This is a genomic window from Pantoea jilinensis (assembly GCF_019104105.1).
Classification (GTDB): domain Bacteria; phylum Pseudomonadota; class Gammaproteobacteria; order Enterobacterales; family Enterobacteriaceae; genus Pantoea; species Pantoea eucalypti.
This window is the reverse complement of record NZ_CP077746.1, coordinates 1,708,104-1,723,156: the sequence shown is the minus strand read 5'-3', so window position 1 is coordinate 1,723,156 and position 15,053 is coordinate 1,708,104. Positions and strand designations below refer to the sequence as shown.

Annotated in this window: 16 protein-coding genes; 8 read left to right on the top strand and 8 right to left on the bottom strand. The window is 54.9% G+C overall.

Features of this window, described 5'->3' with window-relative positions; all coding sequences use genetic code 11:
• Window positions 1–10 precede the first annotated feature (10 nt).
• The 4 genes from ruvC to aspS form a co-directional block, all read right to left on the bottom strand.
• Entirely contained in the window at window positions 11–538 is a 528-nt protein-coding gene (ruvC, locus tag KTJ90_RS07990; protein WP_499026192.1) for a crossover junction endodeoxyribonuclease RuvC, read from the bottom strand.
• Between the two features lie 34 nt (window positions 539–572).
• The gene (locus KTJ90_RS07985) at window positions 573–1,316 is read right to left on the bottom strand and encodes a YebC/PmpR family DNA-binding transcriptional regulator (protein WP_003849201.1); all 744 of its coding nucleotides are present in this window, start codon (window positions 1,314–1,316) and stop codon (window positions 573–575) included.
• A 285-nt stretch (window positions 1,317–1,601) separates the two neighbouring features.
• Complete coding sequence (gene nudB / locus KTJ90_RS07980) at window positions 1,602–2,033, bottom strand: dihydroneopterin triphosphate diphosphatase (protein WP_003849197.1); 432 nt, start codon at window positions 2,031–2,033, stop codon at window positions 1,602–1,604.
• Window positions 2,033–3,811, bottom strand: a complete 1,779-nt coding sequence (gene aspS, locus KTJ90_RS07975) for an aspartate--tRNA ligase (RefSeq protein WP_008925362.1) — start codon at window positions 3,809–3,811, stop codon at window positions 2,033–2,035. The genes nudB and aspS overlap by 1 nt, the downstream gene beginning before the upstream one ends.
• Before the next feature lie 211 nt (window positions 3,812–4,022).
• Between aspS and KTJ90_RS07970 the strand changes: the two genes are divergently transcribed.
• The 4 genes from KTJ90_RS07970 to cmoB all read left to right on the top strand — a co-directional run bounded on the left by KTJ90_RS07970 (window position 4,023) and on the right by cmoB (window position 7,084).
• Window positions 4,023–4,844 (top strand): DUF72 domain-containing protein, encoded by an 822-nt coding sequence (locus tag KTJ90_RS07970; RefSeq protein ID WP_499026189.1) that lies wholly within the window; start codon window positions 4,023–4,025, stop codon window positions 4,842–4,844.
• Window positions 4,845–4,913: 69 nt separating this feature from the next.
• Window positions 4,914–5,309: an MAPEG family protein gene (locus KTJ90_RS07965; RefSeq protein WP_003849188.1), complete on the top strand. Its 396-nt coding sequence runs from the start codon at window positions 4,914–4,916 to the stop codon at window positions 5,307–5,309.
• A gap of 81 nt (window positions 5,310–5,390) precedes the next feature.
• On the top strand, window positions 5,391–6,119 hold the full coding sequence (cmoA, locus tag KTJ90_RS07960; protein WP_003849187.1) for a carboxy-S-adenosyl-L-methionine synthase CmoA: 729 nt from the start codon (window positions 5,391–5,393) through the stop codon (window positions 6,117–6,119).
• Window positions 6,116–7,084 (top strand): tRNA 5-methoxyuridine(34)/uridine 5-oxyacetic acid(34) synthase CmoB, encoded by a 969-nt coding sequence (gene cmoB, locus KTJ90_RS07955; RefSeq protein ID WP_003849185.1) that lies wholly within the window; start codon window positions 6,116–6,118, stop codon window positions 7,082–7,084. Before cmoA ends, cmoB begins: the two co-directional genes overlap by 4 nt.
• A gap of 3 nt (window positions 7,085–7,087) precedes the next feature.
• Here the strand turns inward: cmoB and KTJ90_RS07950 are convergent, their stop codons facing one another.
• Complete coding sequence (locus KTJ90_RS07950; RefSeq protein WP_003849184.1) at window positions 7,088–7,711, bottom strand: LysE family translocator; 624 nt, start codon at window positions 7,709–7,711, stop codon at window positions 7,088–7,090.
• Window positions 7,712–7,848: 137 nt separating this feature from the next.
• Here KTJ90_RS07950 and KTJ90_RS07945 point away from each other — a divergent pair, with 137 nt between their 5' ends.
• Window positions 7,849–8,946, top strand: a complete 1,098-nt coding sequence (locus KTJ90_RS07945) for a glycerol dehydrogenase (RefSeq protein WP_485526309.1) — start codon at window positions 7,849–7,851, stop codon at window positions 8,944–8,946.
• Between the two features lie 30 nt (window positions 8,947–8,976).
• Here the strand turns inward: KTJ90_RS07945 and KTJ90_RS07940 are convergent, their stop codons facing one another.
• Complete coding sequence (locus KTJ90_RS07940) at window positions 8,977–9,822, bottom strand: hypothetical protein (RefSeq protein ID WP_442843707.1); 846 nt, start codon at window positions 9,820–9,822, stop codon at window positions 8,977–8,979.
• Between the two features lie 290 nt (window positions 9,823–10,112).
• Window positions 10,113–10,865: a copper homeostasis protein CutC gene (gene cutC, locus KTJ90_RS07935; RefSeq protein WP_003849180.1), complete on the bottom strand. Its 753-nt coding sequence runs from the start codon at window positions 10,863–10,865 to the stop codon at window positions 10,113–10,115.
• Window positions 10,866–10,950: 85 nt separating this feature from the next.
• Between cutC and KTJ90_RS07930 the strand changes: the two genes are divergently transcribed.
• Window positions 10,951–12,096 (top strand): MalY/PatB family protein, encoded by a 1,146-nt coding sequence (locus KTJ90_RS07930; protein ID WP_003849179.1) that lies wholly within the window; start codon window positions 10,951–10,953, stop codon window positions 12,094–12,096.
• Here the strand turns inward: KTJ90_RS07930 and KTJ90_RS07925 are convergent.
• Window positions 12,093–12,683, bottom strand: coding sequence for a VOC family protein (locus KTJ90_RS07925; protein ID WP_050540834.1), 591 nt, complete (start codon window positions 12,681–12,683; stop codon window positions 12,093–12,095). The genes KTJ90_RS07930 and KTJ90_RS07925 overlap by 4 nt on opposite strands.
• 284 nt (window positions 12,684–12,967) lie before the next feature.
• Between KTJ90_RS07925 and KTJ90_RS07920 the strand changes: the two genes are divergently transcribed.
• Window positions 12,968–13,090 (top strand): hypothetical protein, encoded by a 123-nt coding sequence (locus KTJ90_RS07920; RefSeq protein ID WP_003849175.1) that lies wholly within the window; start codon window positions 12,968–12,970, stop codon window positions 13,088–13,090.
• A gap of 211 nt (window positions 13,091–13,301) precedes the next feature.
• Window positions 13,302–15,032, top strand: a complete 1,731-nt coding sequence (gene argS / locus KTJ90_RS07915) for an arginine--tRNA ligase (RefSeq protein WP_033743091.1) — start codon at window positions 13,302–13,304, stop codon at window positions 15,030–15,032.
• Window positions 15,033–15,053 lie beyond the last annotated feature (21 nt).

Sequence of the window (15,053 nt, the reverse complement as noted above, 5' to 3'; positions counted from 1 at the left end):
GCGATAAGCGCTAACTTGAGCGCAATCGTCCGCGCGTCAGCACCAGCTTGCTGTCACTCATGCGCGCCGCGTTTTGGGCCACGTGACAATGAGTGATGGCTATCGCCAGTGCATCGGCGGCATCCGCCTGCGGGTTTGCGGGCAGCTTCAGCAGGGTTCGCACCATGTGCTGCACCTGACTTTTCTCGGCGCTGCCGATGCCAACCACGGTCTGTTTCACCTGACGGGCGGCATACTCAAACACCGGCAGATCGTGGTTAACCGCGGCAACAATGGCGGCACCGCGCGCCTGGCCGAGCTTCAGCGCCGAGTCGGCATTCTTCGCCATAAACACCTGTTCAATGGCGAAGAAATCGGGTGAAAACTGCGTGATGATTTCGCAGACGCCCGCATAAATCAGCTTCAGACGGGCGGGCAACTCGGTGGTATTGGTGCGGATACAGCCGCTGCCCAGATAGGTGAGCTGGCGGCCAGTCTGACGAATAACACCATAACCGGTGATGCGTGAGCCGGGATCAATTCCCAGGATAATCGACATTACGCCTCTCCGGTTAACAGGGCGGCAGACGCCATTACAGCGTTTCCGCCACCTCGTCGGAGATCTCACCGTTGTGATAAACCTCCTGCACATCGTCGCAATCTTCCAGCATGTCGATCAGACGCAGCAGTTTTGGTGCGGTTTCCGCATCCATTTCGGCTTTGGTCGTCGGGATCATCGCCACTTCTGCGGTATCCGCTTTCAGACCAAGTGCTTCCAGTGCATCACGCACCGTGCCCATCTCTTCCCATGCGGTGAAAACATCAATCGCGCCGTCGTCATAGGTGACAACGTCTTCGCCGCCCGCTTCCAGGGCCGCTTCCATTACCGCATCTTCATCCTGACCTGGCGCAAAAGAGATCACGCCTTTCTTGTTGAACAGGTAAGCCACGGATCCGTCAGTACCCAGGTTGCCACCGGTTTTGGTAAAGGCGTGACGCACTTCACCCACGGTACGGTTACGATTGTCACTGAGGCATTCAATCATGATGGCTGAACCGCCTGGACCATAACCTTCATAAATGATGGTTTCCATGTTGGCGTTGTCATCGCCGCCCACACCGCGCGCGATAGCGCGATCCATGGTGTCGCGGGTCATGTTGTTCGCCAGCGCTTTATCCATCGCGGCACGCAGACGCGGGTTTGAGCCCGGATCACCACCGCCCAGCTTGGCCGCTGTCACCAGTTCACGAATGATTTTGGTGAAGATTTTGCCGCGCTTAGCATCCTGCGCCGCCTTACGGTGTTTGGTGTTTGCCCACTTACTGTGTCCTGCCATTTTAACGTTTCTCCGATCTTTTACAGGGTGCAGGCTATCCTGGCTGCGAGCCTGTTTACCGTCGGTGCTTACACCGTTTTTAAAAACCCGTGTACCCGCTTTGGGCGAGCATCGCGCATGATCATCACGTACAACAGTATGCTGATGACTTCACGCGGGTGGTAAACAACGTCGCAGCGTAGATGATGCCTGGCTGTTCAATATATTGGTGAAGTCCTGTTAAAACTCACCAGATTCATAAAATTTAATCTATCCGCCGCCGGAATACCGGGCGATGGCGAGCATTCAGATAAATTCTTCAATTGCCTGGCGGTTACTCCATGATCGGGTTAATGCTGCAGCGTCAGCAGGTGCCAGCCAGCGAAACGCCAGATGCTCCGTGAGCGTCACATCGCGCTCTTCCGGCAGTTGCAGGCGAAACCAGTGCTCGTGATTATGGGTGACATCAGGCGCATAGCGATGGCGGAAATGGGGAAAGATTTCAAAGTCGATTTGACGATGACAATCCTCCACCTCCAGCTGCTCAGTCAGCACGTCAATGCCGACCTCCTCATTCACTTCACGACACGCGGTCGCCAGCGGTGACTCCCCCGTTTCCAGGCTGCCGGTAACCGACTGCCAGAATGAGGGATCGTCACGCCGCTGCAGCATCAACACCCGGCCAGTATCGCGCGCCGAAATAACCACCAGCACTGAAACCGGGTGTTTATAGCCCATTATTTAATCTCAGGCTTTTCTTTTTTAATGACCTGAATGCCCAGTTCCAGCAGAGAAGCCGGGTTCGCTTCGCTTGGCGCTTCGGTCATCATGCAGGCTGCCGCCGTGGTTTTCGGGAACGCAATAACGTCACGAATGTTGTCGGTGCCGGTCAGCAGCATGGTCAGGCGATCCAGACCAAACGCCAGGCCCGCATGCGGTGGTGTACCGAATTTAAGCGCATCCAGCAGGAAGCCAAACTTCTCGCGCTGCTCGTGCTCTTCAATACCCAGAATGCTGAACACCGTCTGCTGCATTTTGCCGTTGTGGATACGCACTGAACCGCCGCCCACTTCATAACCGTTGATCACCATGTCGTAGGCATTCGCCACGGCACGGGTTGGATCCGCAGCCAGCTCTTCTGCGCTCATCTCTTTTGGTGCAGTGAACGGGTGGTGCATCGCAGCCAGACCGCCTTCCTCGTCCTCTTCGAACATCGGGAAGTCGATCACCCACAGCGGTGCCCAGGCTTTTTCATCGGTGATGTTCAGCTCGCGACCCACTTTCAGGCGCAGCGCACCCAGTGCATCCGCAACCACTTTGGCGCGATCGGCACCAAAGAAGATGATGTCGCCATCCTGTGCGCCGGTGCGGCTCAGAATGCCTTCAACGATCTCTGCATTCAGGAACTTGGCAACCGGACTCTGCACGCCCTCCAGGCCGTCCGCGCGGACGTTAACTTTCATCCACGCCAGGCCTTTCGCGCCGTAAATTTCTACGAACTTGCCATATTCATCAATCTGCTTACGGCTCAGCTGCGCACCAGTTGGCACACGCAGTGCCGCAACACGGCCTTTTTCATCGTTAGCCGGGCCAGAGAAGACCTGGAACTCCACATTTTTCAGCAGGTCACCCACGTCCACCAGCTCCATCGGGTTACGCAGATCCGGCTTATCAGAACCGTAACGATGCATCGCTTCCGCAAAGGTCATCTGAGGGAACTCGCCGAGATCAACGCCCTGCACGTCCTGCCACAGATTGCGGATTAAACGCTCCATAATTTCACGCACCTGCGGCGCGGTCATAAAGGAGGTTTCAACGTCGATCTGGGTAAATTCGGGCTGACGATCGGCGCGTAAATCTTCATCGCGGAAGCATTTAACGATCTGATAGTAGCGGTCAAAACCTGACATCATCAGCAGCTGTTTGAACAGCTGCGGTGACTGCGGCAGCGCGTAGAACTTGCCTTTATGAACCCGGCTAGGCACCAGATAGTCACGCGCGCCTTCTGGCGTCGCTTTGGTCAGCATCGGGGTTTCGATATCCAGGAACCCTTCGTCATCCATAAAGCGGCGAACAAAGCTGGTGATTTTCGCGCGGGTCTTCAGACGCGTCACCATCTCAGGACGACGCAGATCCAGATAGCGGTATTTCAGGCGCGCTTCTTCGCTGTTGGTCTGATTAGAGTCCAGCGGCAGTGGCTCAGAGCGGTTGATGATGGTCAGCGCCTGGGCAAACACTTCGACTTCGCCGGTCGCCATGTCGCTGTTTTTATTCTTCTCATCACGCGCACGCACGGTGCCGGTGATCTGGATGCAGAATTCGTTACGCAGTTCAGAAGCCAGCTTAAATGCGTCCTGACGATCGGGATCGAAAAACACCTGCACGATGCCTTCACGGTCGCGCATGTCGATAAAAATCAAACTGCCCAGATCGCGACGGCGATTTACCCAGCCGCAAAGCGTGACTTGCTGACCTACATGAGACAGATTGAGCTGTCCGCAATATTCTGTACGCATAACACTATCCTTTTAACTTCGCCGCTGCAGCTGACAGCATCCGGCCGCGTTACCTGTTGCGATGCTGTCGCAAAAATGGCGGTCATTATAATGGAAAAAGCCAGGCAGGATAAGCAGATCCACGCCAAAGCACCGATTTCCTGTGTGCATTTGCCCACCTGACCGAACATAGAAGATAATGGGGCATCTTAACCCATCGCCAGGAGCGCGCGTGACACTTCGTATTGGCCTGCCCCAGTGGGGGCATTCACACTGGAAACGCTGGGGTATCACGAGCCTGGCGGACTATGCCCGATACTTCCATTGTGTAGAGGGAAACACCACGCTTTATGCGCTGCCTGATACCGAAACGGTGATGCGCTGGCGCGATATGACGCATGATGCGTTTCGCTTCTGCTTTAAGTTTCCCAACACCATCAGCCATCAGGCGGCGCTACAGCACAGTGACGACCTGCTGACCGATTTCCTGCGCCTGATGGAGCCGCTGGCCGATCGCATCGGTCAGTACTGGCTGCAGCTGCCTGCCAGCTTCTCTCCGGCGCAGATCGCCGATCTGTGGCGCTTTCTGGATAGTTTGCCGCGTCGTTTTCACTACGGCGTCGAAGTCCGCCATCCCGCTTTCTTTGCCAAAGGTGACGCAGAGCGGGCGCTGAATCGCGGATTGCTTGAGCGCGGCATCAATCGCGTCATGCTGGACAGCCGCCCGGTTCACGCCTCCACCTCGCAAAACCCGGCAGCGCTGGTGGCCCGTGCTCAGAAGCCTAAAGTGCCGCCTCATGCCTTACGAACCGGCTCGCAGCCAATGGTCCGTTTTATCGGCAGCGACAGTGTGGAAGAGACCGTGCCGCTATTTCAGATCTGGCGTGACAAGCTCTCGCAATGGCAGCAACAGGGCGACGCCATGTTGTTTCTGCATACGCCCGATATGGGTCAGGTGTTTCCGCTGGTGCAGGCGCTATGGCCGCAGCTGCAGCAGATCGATCCGGCTATTGGCAATGGACCCGACTGGCCGCAACAGACATCACTGTTTTGATCACTGCACAGGACAGCGTGCTGTACGCTGGATAGAATAGCTACTTTACGGATGGATACCGGAGTGACAATGATTAGCGCGTTATACGTCGTACTGGGTGCATTGCTGGTAATGAAATTTACAATGGACGTGGTGCGTTACCGCCGTTTCTATCGCGTGGCGTATGGCGATGGCGGCTATCACGACCTGAAAATGGCGATTCGCATTCACGGCAATGCCATCGAAACTATCCCGCTGGCGCTGTTGCTGCTGGTGATGATGGAGATGAATGGCGCCGATATCTGGATGGTGCATCTCACTGGCCTGCTCTTTTTCATCAGCCGGTTACTCCATGCCTGGGGTTTACGCAGCAGCGCCATGGCTGGCCGTAAATATGGCATGCTGCTGACGCTGTTTTCCCTGTGCGGCATGGTCATTTTTAATCTTATTTATCTGCCGTGGGAACTGGTGCTGACACTTCATTAAGTCGCCCTGGGTTAAGGGGTGCAGGCCGCCCCACTTTCTGCGAGAATAGCGCCCTTTCCGTCGTCTCTTCGGATTTTCGATATGTCTGACCGCGATCAACTCTTCTCAGCGCCCATTGCAAAACTGGGCGACTGGACTTTTGACGAGCGCGTAGCTGAAGTCTTTCCAGACATGATTCAGCGCTCGGTGCCGGGCTACTCCAACATCATTTCGATGATTGGCATGCTGGCAGAACGTTTTGTTACGCCCGACAGCACGGTTTATGACCTGGGCTGCTCGCTGGGCGCCGCCACCCTCTCGGTGCGCCGCAATATTCATGTCCCGGGTTGCCAGATCATCGCAGTGGATAACTCCCCGGCGATGGTGGAGCGTTGCCGTCGTCATCTGGATGCGTTTCGCGCTGATACGCCGGTGACGGTGCTGGAAGCGGATATCCGTGATATTGACATAGAAAACGCCTCGCTGGTGGTGCTTAACTTTACGCTGCAGTTTCTGGAGCCACCCGCACGTCTGGCTCTGCTGGAAAAAATCTGGCAGGGACTTAAACCCGGTGGCGCGCTGGTGCTGTCGGAGAAATTCAGTTTTGAAGATGCCGAAGTCGGTGAACTGTTGTTCAACATGCACCATGACTTCAAGCGCGCCAACGGCTACAGCGAACTGGAAATCAGCCAGAAACGTAGCATGCTGGAAAATGTGATGCTGACTGACAGCGTCGAAGCCCATAAAGCCCGCCTGAAACAGGCCGGTTTCTCGCACGCCGAACTCTGGTTCCAGTGCTTTAATTTTGGATCTCTGGTGGCGTTGAAATGATCGACTTTGGCCGTTTTTATCAGCAAATTGCCGTAGGTCCACTGGCGAAGTGGCTGGAAGTTTTACCGGCGCAAATCAGCGAGTGGCAGCGTGAAAACCTGCATGGGCACTTCCGTGACTGGTACAAGTCGCTGGAGTATCTGCCGCTGCTGGAGCCGCAAAAGCTCGATCTGCTGCATAGTGTCACCGCCGACCGCGATGACATCAGCGATCGTCATCGTCAGGGTATTGAGAAATTACTGCGTAACCTGATGCCATGGCGCAAAGGGCCCTATTTCCTCTATGGCACCCATATCAACACTGAGTGGCGTTCTGACTGGAAATGGGAGCGTGTCCTGCCGCATATATCCTCGCTGGCGGGCCGGACGGTGCTGGATGTTGGCTGTGGCAGCGGTTATCACATGTGGCGGATGATTGGTGCGGGTGCGCATCTGGTGGTCGGCATTGATCCGATGCAGCTCTTCCTGGTGCAGTTTGAAGCCGTGCGTAAGCTGCTGAACGATGATCGCCGGGCGCACATGCTGCCGCTGGGTATTGAACAGTTACCGGCGTTACAGGCGTTTGATACCGTGTTTTCGATGGGTGTGCTCTACCATCGCCGTTCCCCGCTGGATCACCTGTTACAGCTGAAAAATCAGCTGGTGAGCGGCGGTGAACTGGTGCTGGAGACGCTGGTAATTGAGGGCGATGTGAATCAGGTGCTGGTGCCCGGTGAGCGCTATGCGCAGATGCGCAACGTCTTCTTTATCCCCTCCGCCGAGGCGCTGAAAAGCTGGCTGGAGAAAAGCGGCTTTGTCGATGTACGGATTGTCGATTTCGCCCTGACCACCACCGAAGAACAACGTCGGACAGACTGGATGACCAGCGAGTCGCTGGCGGAATTCCTCGATCCCGATGATCCGAGCAAAACGGTTGAGGGCTATCCGGCTCCGCTGCGCGCCGTGCTGGTCGCCACCAAACCTTAAATCTCAGCGGCGAGACAACGCCAGTTTCGCCGCAAATCCAATAAACACGCAGCCGGTCAGGCGATCCATCACCTTTAATACCCGCGGTTTTTGCAGATGACCCGCAAAATAGTGACTGCCGCCGATTAACACGGCATTCCATATCAGCCCCAGCAGCATATGTGCCAGCGCCATCAGTGTGCACCAGAGCGCCACTGACGCCCCGGCCGGAATAAACTGTGGCAGGAAGGTGACGTAAAACACGCCCACTTTTGGATTCAGCAGATTCCCCATCAACCCCCGACTGAAGCAGGCCAGATAACCCTGCGACCTGGCAGGCTGTTCGTCCACGATGAGCGGTTGCTGACGCGGTTTAAGCAGTAGCCTGATACCGAGCCAGAGCAGCCAGGCCGCCCCCATCCACTTCAGCAGGTTGTATGCAATTTCAGAGGCCAGCAATAGCGCACCCAGCCCCAGGCCTACCGCCACTCCCCAGATCAGACAGCCCAGCGTCACGCCGAGCGCGGTGGCGCAGGCGCGCTGCCAGCCCTGCGCGATAGCGGTTCGCAGCACCAGTGCGGTGTCAAATCCGGGTGTGAGTGTCAGAATGGTTATCGCAAGCAGAAATGAAAAGAGCATTGCGCTCATCATGATTTCTCCGTTATCTCCTGGGTGTTCACGCAGCTTAACAGCTCCGGTGACCGCAATCCTTCATCAACTGTCACTCTTCCCGGATTGTGCCAGACTGGATCAGGTTGATTCATTCATATCAGGGAGTTTTGATTATGAGTAAATTTATTTTTTCCTCACCCCGTAAATATGTACAGGGCGCAGGAGTGCTGGACGAGCTGGGAACGTATCTGACTGAACTGGGCGATCAGGCTTTTCTGGTGGCTGACAACACGGTCTGGACGTTGATTGGCGAACGGACGCAACACGCCCTGGATTCCGCTGGCGTGACATTCAGCTGGCAGCAATTCAATGGCGAAGCCTCCAGTAATGAGATTTCCCGACTCAGTGCGCTCGCAAAAAGTCAGGGCTGTAATGTGATTGTCGGCCTGGGCGGGGGAAAAACGCTGGATACGGTTAAAGCGGTGGCGGATGAACTTAAACTGCCGGTGGCTATCGTGCCAACCATTGCGTCCACCGATGCGCCCTGTAGCGCCCTGTCGGTCATCTATTCTGACAGCGGTGTATTCGAGAGCTATCGCTTTTACAGCAAAAATCCAGATTTGGTGCTCGTGGACACGGCAGTCTGCGCCAGTGCGCCAGCACGGCTGTTTGCATCAGGCATTGCAGATGGACTGGCGACCTGGGTTGAAGCGCAGGCCGTGGCACGTTCGCATGCGAAATCAATGGTTAACGGTGATCCGACACTTGCCGGGCTGGCCATTGCCCGAGCCTGTGAAGAAACGCTTCTTACATGGGGTTACAGCGCCTATGTTGCCGTTTCCGAAAAACGGGTAACGCCAGCGGTGGAAGCGGTCGTTGAGGCCAATACGCTGCTCTCGGGACTGGGGTTTGAGAACGGTGGTCTGGCAGCCGCTCACGCGATTCATAATGGTTTTACCGCCATCGATGGCGATATCCACCATCTGACTCATGGCGAGAAAGTTGCCTATGGCACGCTGACGCAGATGGTGCTTGAGAAGCGTACGGATGAGGATATTGCGCGCTATATACGCTTTTATCGCTCAATCAATATGCCAACCACACTCCGGGAGCTGCATCTGGAAAATGAAAGCTGGGAGAATCTGGTGAAAGTGGGGGCGCTGGCAAACAGTGAGGGAGATACGCTGAAAAACCTCAACCCACACCTGTCACCCGAAGATATCGCTAATGCTCTGCTGGCACTGGATGCCTTTAGTCAGACTGTAAAATAGGTCAGGAACGGGCGATCACCCGATCGCCTGTTACTCTTCTGTCGCAGGCTGGTTCCAGTACTCATATTTGTAAGCCGAACTGAGGTGGCGCTCGATAGTGCCACGCGTAAAGATCTCGGTCTCATGCAGATAGCTGAGTGTACAGTTGCCGACCTCATCCCATGACTGGCACTCATCAACCGACCGGATGGTGCTCAGCGGTGTGGTCTCGGTGCCGTTAAGTCGTACTTCACGCCATTGAGGATCATAGGTGTATTCGTCGGTGCCTCTTGCAGATGTGGTGCGCGTGACCAGACCTTTTGGGTTCCAGTGATAGTGAAATTCACCGTTGGTCAGCGGATCGCTGCCGCGCGCCACGCTCTTCTCCAGCCGTAGCTGGGGATCATAGCGATAGGTGATGTCGGTAAAGCCGCTTTTCCCCATGCTGGTAAATCTATCAGAGGCGCTGGTAATCGTGCCATGCCGGCCTTTCTGCCAGTTAATCGTTCCCTGTCGATTATCCACGACGACTTCCTTACCTTCTTTCAGCACTTTGACCAGATAGGCGTATTCCGCCACCCAGCCGCCCTGCACTCTGGCGATATGTTGCTCCATGCTGAGAATCACATTACGTTCGCTTTTATCGTAGCTGACGTCGGCGACGGTCAGATCGCCGCAGGCGTCAAACTGCCCCAGCACCCGCTTTTGCGAGTTAACATCTTTGCCAAACTCGCCCGCAATCACCTGCTTCACAGCGCCTTTCGCGTTTCCCCCCAGCAGAATAAGGTTATTGCTGTTTGCAACGGCCGCATTATTCGGGCTGCAGGCGCTGGCCGCTGCGCTTTCAGTCCAGGCAGTCAGCATCAGGCTTAAAACAAGAATCTGATTGCGTTTCATAGGGTAATTTCCAGGCGACGTTGCTTTCAGTGTAAACGCTGTGGTGATAAACAGCGCCAATCTTTGACGATTCCGGCCTGCAGTGCTTTAAATGATTAGAGAGGTGAAAAGGCACAAACGTCAGGTGTCATCTTCCGTTCACATCATGACAATGCCAGAGAACCCCGGAATAAGGTCACTGCACTTGAGAGGGCTTCAGACAAAAAGAACCCCAGCAAGAATACTGGGGTTTGGTACTTGCAAACACCACGTCAATAATCGGCGTGCTGCGCGGCAAAATCTGTTGTGATTCAGGCGACCCGAACGGTGCTCATCTGCATCACACTTTTCATCGCCTCAACGACATCGCCGTCTACACAGTAGCGGCTGAACTCATCGCTTTCGGCTTCAGAACACATGGAGACCCCCGCTTTGCGGTAGCGCATCGGCGACACCATCAGGCGACTTGCCGAGCTGTGAACTTCATCAATACCCATGTCGAGAAACTTTTGCAGGTTGCTGAGACGAACCCCGGCACCCGCCATAATAATAGGACCGGTGCTGGCCTCATTTAGTTCCCTGAGGAGTGCAATTCCGTTTTCAGCACTGTGTTGCTGACCGGATGTCAGAATGCGCGCTACCCCCAAATCTGTTAATTCTTCCAGCGCTCGCTTAGGGCTGTGGCACAGATCGAAGGCGCGATGGAACGTCACTGACAGGCCGTCACACAGCGCCATAATCTGCCGCATCTGACCATGATGGATATGCGCGTCCTCATCAAGCATCCCAATGACCAGCCCCGGAAAACCCAGTTCGCGTATCAACGCCACATCCGATTTCATCGCTTCAAACTCGCGCGCGGTATAACAAAAGTCACCACCCCGTGGCCGGACAATAGGATGAACCGGGATTGAAACCTCGCGCCGGGCGGCATTCAGCATCCCTGCCGATGGGGTCAGACCACCCTCACGCGGTGCGGCACAAAGTTCAACCCGATCGGCGCCCGCCTGTTGTGCGGTCACGGCGCAATCCACGCCATAGCAGCAAATTTCCAGTGTGGTCATTCTCTTCTCCTTTACATGACTCTGGTTCAAGGCAGATTCATCAGTTAGTCTGGCTGCTGATATGAGTTTACCGGGAAAGTTAACTATGGCATTCAATTTCGACCAACGGATAGACCGTCGTCACAGCGATAGCCTTAAATGGAACAAATATGCGGACCAGGACATTCTGCCGTTGTGGGTGGCAGATACCGATTTCCGATCGCCTGACTGCGTTATCGATGCGATCAAAACCCGCGCCGGGCATGGCATTTTCGGCTATGGCGATACGCCGGTAGCGTTTCTCGACAGCGCAGTTGCGTGGCTCGCCTCACGCTATCAGTGGCACGTCAATCCGGAATGGATTGTGGTTTTACCCGGCGTGGTGAGTGGACTGAATCTCGCCGTGCGTGCCTTCACTGCGTCGGACGAGCTGACGATTTCTCCCACGCCGATCTATCCACCGTTTCGCGGGGCGGCAAAACTGGCAGAGCGAGGTCAGATCAATGTGCCTGTCACGTTGCAACAGGGGCGCTGGCTGCTGGATCTGGATGCAGCCGAAGAACAGACTGGGGGTAAAGAACGGCTGTTAATGCTGTGTAACCCGCAGAATCCGGGCGGCACGGTCTATCGCCAGGACGAACTACAGGCGCAGCTGGAATTCGCCCGGAAACACAATCTGATTGTCTGTTCCGACGAGATCCACAGCGATTTGCTACTGGAACCGGGCGTGCAGCACATTCCGTTTGCTTCGCTAAGTGAGGATGCGGCCCAGCGAAGTGTCACGCTGATGTCGCCCTCCAAGAGTTTCAATATCGCCGGTCTGGGTGCGTCCATCGCCATCATACCGAATGCTGAACTGCGCGCGCGCTTTAACCGGGTGCGACGCGGCATTGTGCCGGATGTAGATATTCTGGCCATCACCGCAGCAGCAGCAGCCTGGCGCGAAGGTGAGCCCTGGCTGAAGGCACAGAATGCTTACCTGCGCAGTAACCGGGACTGGCTGGTATCTCAGGTCAATAAAATGCCCGGTCTGTCAGTTGCCACCCCGGAAGCAACCTACCTGGCCTGGATTGATGCCAGCGCGCTGGGTGTGGCCAGTCCTGCCCTCTATTTTGAGAAGCACGGACTGGGCTTAACCGCCGGACGTGAGTTCGGCAACGACCAGTTTGTCCGGCTCAATTTCGGCTGTACCCGAGCGCTACTGGACGAGGCGGTTGCCCGACTGAAACGCGCCGTGGCTGCCCGCATTTAGTGCTGCTCACTGGCGACAATTTCCTCCAGTCGCCACGGATGAAACTTGATGGTTGTCTGCCCGTCCGTCACCGCCAGGGTCGGATTAGGCAGACGCTCATTCTCGCCCTGCGGTGAGCTGGTTTTAAAGGAAATACCGGGCTGCGTCAGTGCCTCATCAGACAATAATGCCATCGCGCGCATGCCCAGCGTTCGATGATCGCCACGTAACACCACTTCAATGTGCTCCCAGCCTTCATGGCGATAACGCTTCTCACCCGGCCACGGCAGCTCAACCACATCGATCTCTCTGCCCGCCACAACCAGTGGATCATGTAGTTTAAACAGGCAAATCTGCCGTCCGTTAATCATCGTCGCGGAAAACTGCGTACCCATCTGCTGCAGGCCTTGCTGCCAGCGGATCGCCGTCGTGTCCTGATGACAACGCACCGAAATATGGTCCACTTCAAGATCGTTAAGGCGCAAACCAAGTTGCTGCGCAAAACTTTGCAACGATTTTTCAAAACGCCTTAAATCTGTCTTTAAATCGTCCAATTCTGCCGGAAAAGATCGCTCTGACACCGTAAATCCTCTCAATTTGTTTAGCATTTATAAACAGTCTCGTTTATGGAGCGCCGCGTGCCTGACGTCACATAATGATAAGATTCATCTTATTTGGACTGAAATTTAACGCAAAACCTCATAATAACATCTTTCATTTCGGATTTATCTCCTGTTTAGGGCCATAAGTTCCTTGATGAAAGTGAGTTAACTGCATGATTATAATCAACTTCTTTAATACAATAAGATAAGTCTCAATTGACTGATAAACAATTGCAGCATTCTCTGCCTTCCTATAAATTTGACCTAACACAAACAAAAGGAATGGCTATATGTCTATGCTCATCGTTGTCGCTGTACTGATCGCACTGATGGGATTCGCAATTGCGCGCCACTGGAAGGTGCTTGAAGATAAAAGCGTAAAGAACCCACGTCGTCATCTGCGACGTCGTTAACGCCTCCGGGAAACATCTTCTTCAGCTCTGTTTCCCCGCTTCATCCAACTGCTGACGCCCATCCACATTTCACGTATACTTTTCCCCTCATTTTTTTCCATTTTGTCTGCCCCATCCGTTTCTGCCCCGCCGTAACGCGATGTGCTCAGGCAAGATGATGACAGCCCGGTTTAGCAGTCCAGGGCGCTGTTCAGCTTATGAAGGTAACTCGGTGAATATTCAGGCACTTCTTTCCGCAAAAGTCAGTCAGGCAATGGTTTTAGCCGGCGCACCCGCCGATTGCGAACCACAGGTTCGTCAGTCTGCACGGGTTCAGTTTGGAGACTATCAGGCCAACGGCATTATGGCCGTGGCGAAAAAGCTGGGACAGGCACCGCGACAATTAGCGGAAGCGGTGATTCAGCACCTCGACCTGACCGGCATCGCCAGCAAGGTTGAAATTGCCGGGCCGGGTTTCATTAATATTTTCCTTGACCACAACTGGCTGGCAACACACGCCCGTCAGGCACTTAGCCTGCCGCGTCTTGGCGTGCAGCTGGCTGAGCCGCAGACCATCGTGGTCGACTATTCCGCCCCTAATGTTGCAAAAGAGATGCACGTCGGTCACGTCCGCTCCACCATCATTGGTGATGCGGCGGTGCGTACGCTGGAGTTTCTCGGCCATAACGTTATCCGCGCTAACCACGTTGGCGACTGGGGTACGCAGTTCGGCATGTTGATCGCGTTCCTTGAAAAGCAGCAGAATGAAGATCACGCAGAGATGGCGCTGGCCGACCTCGAAGGCTTCTACCGTGAAGCAAAACGCACTTATGATGAAGATCCTGAGTTTGCCGAGCGTGCGCGCAGCTATGTCGTGAAACTTCAGGGTGGCGATGAATATTGCCGCCAGATGTGGAAGAAGCTGGTCGACATCACCATGAGTCAGAACCAGAAAATCTACGACCGCATGAACGTGACGCTGACGCGCAACGATGTAATGGGTGAAAGTCTTTATAACGACATGCTGCCCGGCATTGTTTCCGACCTGAAACAGAAAGGCTTAGCGGTCGAGAGCGAAGGCGCAACCGTGGTGTTCCTGGATGAATTCCAGAACAAAGAGGGTGAGCCGATGGGCGTCATCATCCAGAAAAAGGATGGTGGCTACCTCTACACCACCACGGACATCGCCTGTGCGAAATATCGTTATGAAACGCTGAAAGCCAATCGCGTACTCTATTACATCGATTCACGTCAGCATCAGCATCTGGTGCAGGCATGGACGATTGTCCGTAAAGCGGGTTATGTGCCGGAGTCTGTGCCGCTGGAGCACCATGCATTCGGCATGATGCTGGGCAAAGATGGACGACCATTTAAAACACGTAGCGGCGGTACTATTAAACTCTCTGATCTGCTGGATGAAGCCTATCAGCGTGCCTACTCGCTGGTGCGTGAGAAGAACCCGGAGATGAGCGAAGCGGAAGTGAAAACCCTGGCGGAAGTGGTGGGGATCAGTGCTGTCAAATATGCTGATCTGTCAAAAAGCCGCACCACCGACTACATCTTCGACTGGGATAACATGCTGGCGTTTGAAGGCAATACCGCGCCTTACATGCAGTATGCCTATACCCGTGTGCTTTCCGTGTTCCGTAAAGCGGGCATTAATGCCGATTCGCTGGATGCAGAGATTGTGATCAGTGAAGAGCGCGAAGCACAGCTGGCCACGCGTTTGCTACAGTTCGAAGAGGTCATTACTCAGGTCGCTCGCGACGGCACGCCACATGTGATGTGTGCCTATCTCTACGATCTGGCCGGTCTGTTCTCCGGCTTCTACGAGCACTGCCCGATTCTCAGCGCAGAATCAGACGCAACGCGCCTGAGCCGTCTGCAGCTGGCCGCGCTGACGGCGAAGACGCTGAAGCAGGGTCTGGATACTCTGGGTATCGACACCGTCGAGCGCATGTAACCTGTAAAACGGAGAGGGATT

Excerpts from the sequence above, each read along its gene's own strand:
- KTJ90_RS07925 (WP_050540834.1), bottom strand. The coding sequence starts at position 12,683 with ATGCTAAACAAATTGAGAGGATTTACGGTGTCAGAGCGATCTTTTCCG.
- KTJ90_RS07920 (WP_003849175.1), top strand. The coding sequence starts at position 12,968 with ATGTCTATGCTCATCGTTGTCGCTGTACTGATCGCACTGATGGGATTC.
- KTJ90_RS07940 (WP_442843707.1), bottom strand. The coding sequence starts at position 9,822 with ATGAAACGCAATCAGATTCTTGTTTTAAGCCTGATGCTGACTGCCTGG.
- nudB (WP_003849197.1), bottom strand. The coding sequence starts at position 2,033 with ATGGGCTATAAACACCCGGTTTCAGTGCTGGTGGTTATTTCGGCGCGC.
- KTJ90_RS07930 (WP_003849179.1), top strand. The coding sequence starts at position 10,951 with ATGGCATTCAATTTCGACCAACGGATAGACCGTCGTCACAGCGATAGC.
- ruvC (WP_499026192.1), bottom strand. The coding sequence starts at position 538 with ATGTCGATTATCCTGGGAATTGATCCCGGCTCACGCATCACCGGTTAT.
- aspS (WP_008925362.1), bottom strand. The coding sequence starts at position 3,811 with ATGCGTACAGAATATTGCGGACAGCTCAATCTGTCTCATGTAGGTCAG.
- cmoA (WP_003849187.1), top strand. The coding sequence starts at position 5,391 with ATGTCTGACCGCGATCAACTCTTCTCAGCGCCCATTGCAAAACTGGGC.
- KTJ90_RS07945 (WP_485526309.1), top strand. The coding sequence starts at position 7,849 with ATGAGTAAATTTATTTTTTCCTCACCCCGTAAATATGTACAGGGCGCA.
- KTJ90_RS07950 (WP_003849184.1), bottom strand. The coding sequence starts at position 7,711 with ATGAGCGCAATGCTCTTTTCATTTCTGCTTGCGATAACCATTCTGACA.
- cmoB (WP_003849185.1), top strand. The coding sequence starts at position 6,116 with ATGATCGACTTTGGCCGTTTTTATCAGCAAATTGCCGTAGGTCCACTG.
- KTJ90_RS07965 (WP_003849188.1), top strand. The coding sequence starts at position 4,914 with ATGATTAGCGCGTTATACGTCGTACTGGGTGCATTGCTGGTAATGAAA.
- cutC (WP_003849180.1), bottom strand. The coding sequence starts at position 10,865 with ATGACCACACTGGAAATTTGCTGCTATGGCGTGGATTGCGCCGTGACC.
- KTJ90_RS07985 (WP_003849201.1), bottom strand. The coding sequence starts at position 1,316 with ATGGCAGGACACAGTAAGTGGGCAAACACCAAACACCGTAAGGCGGCG.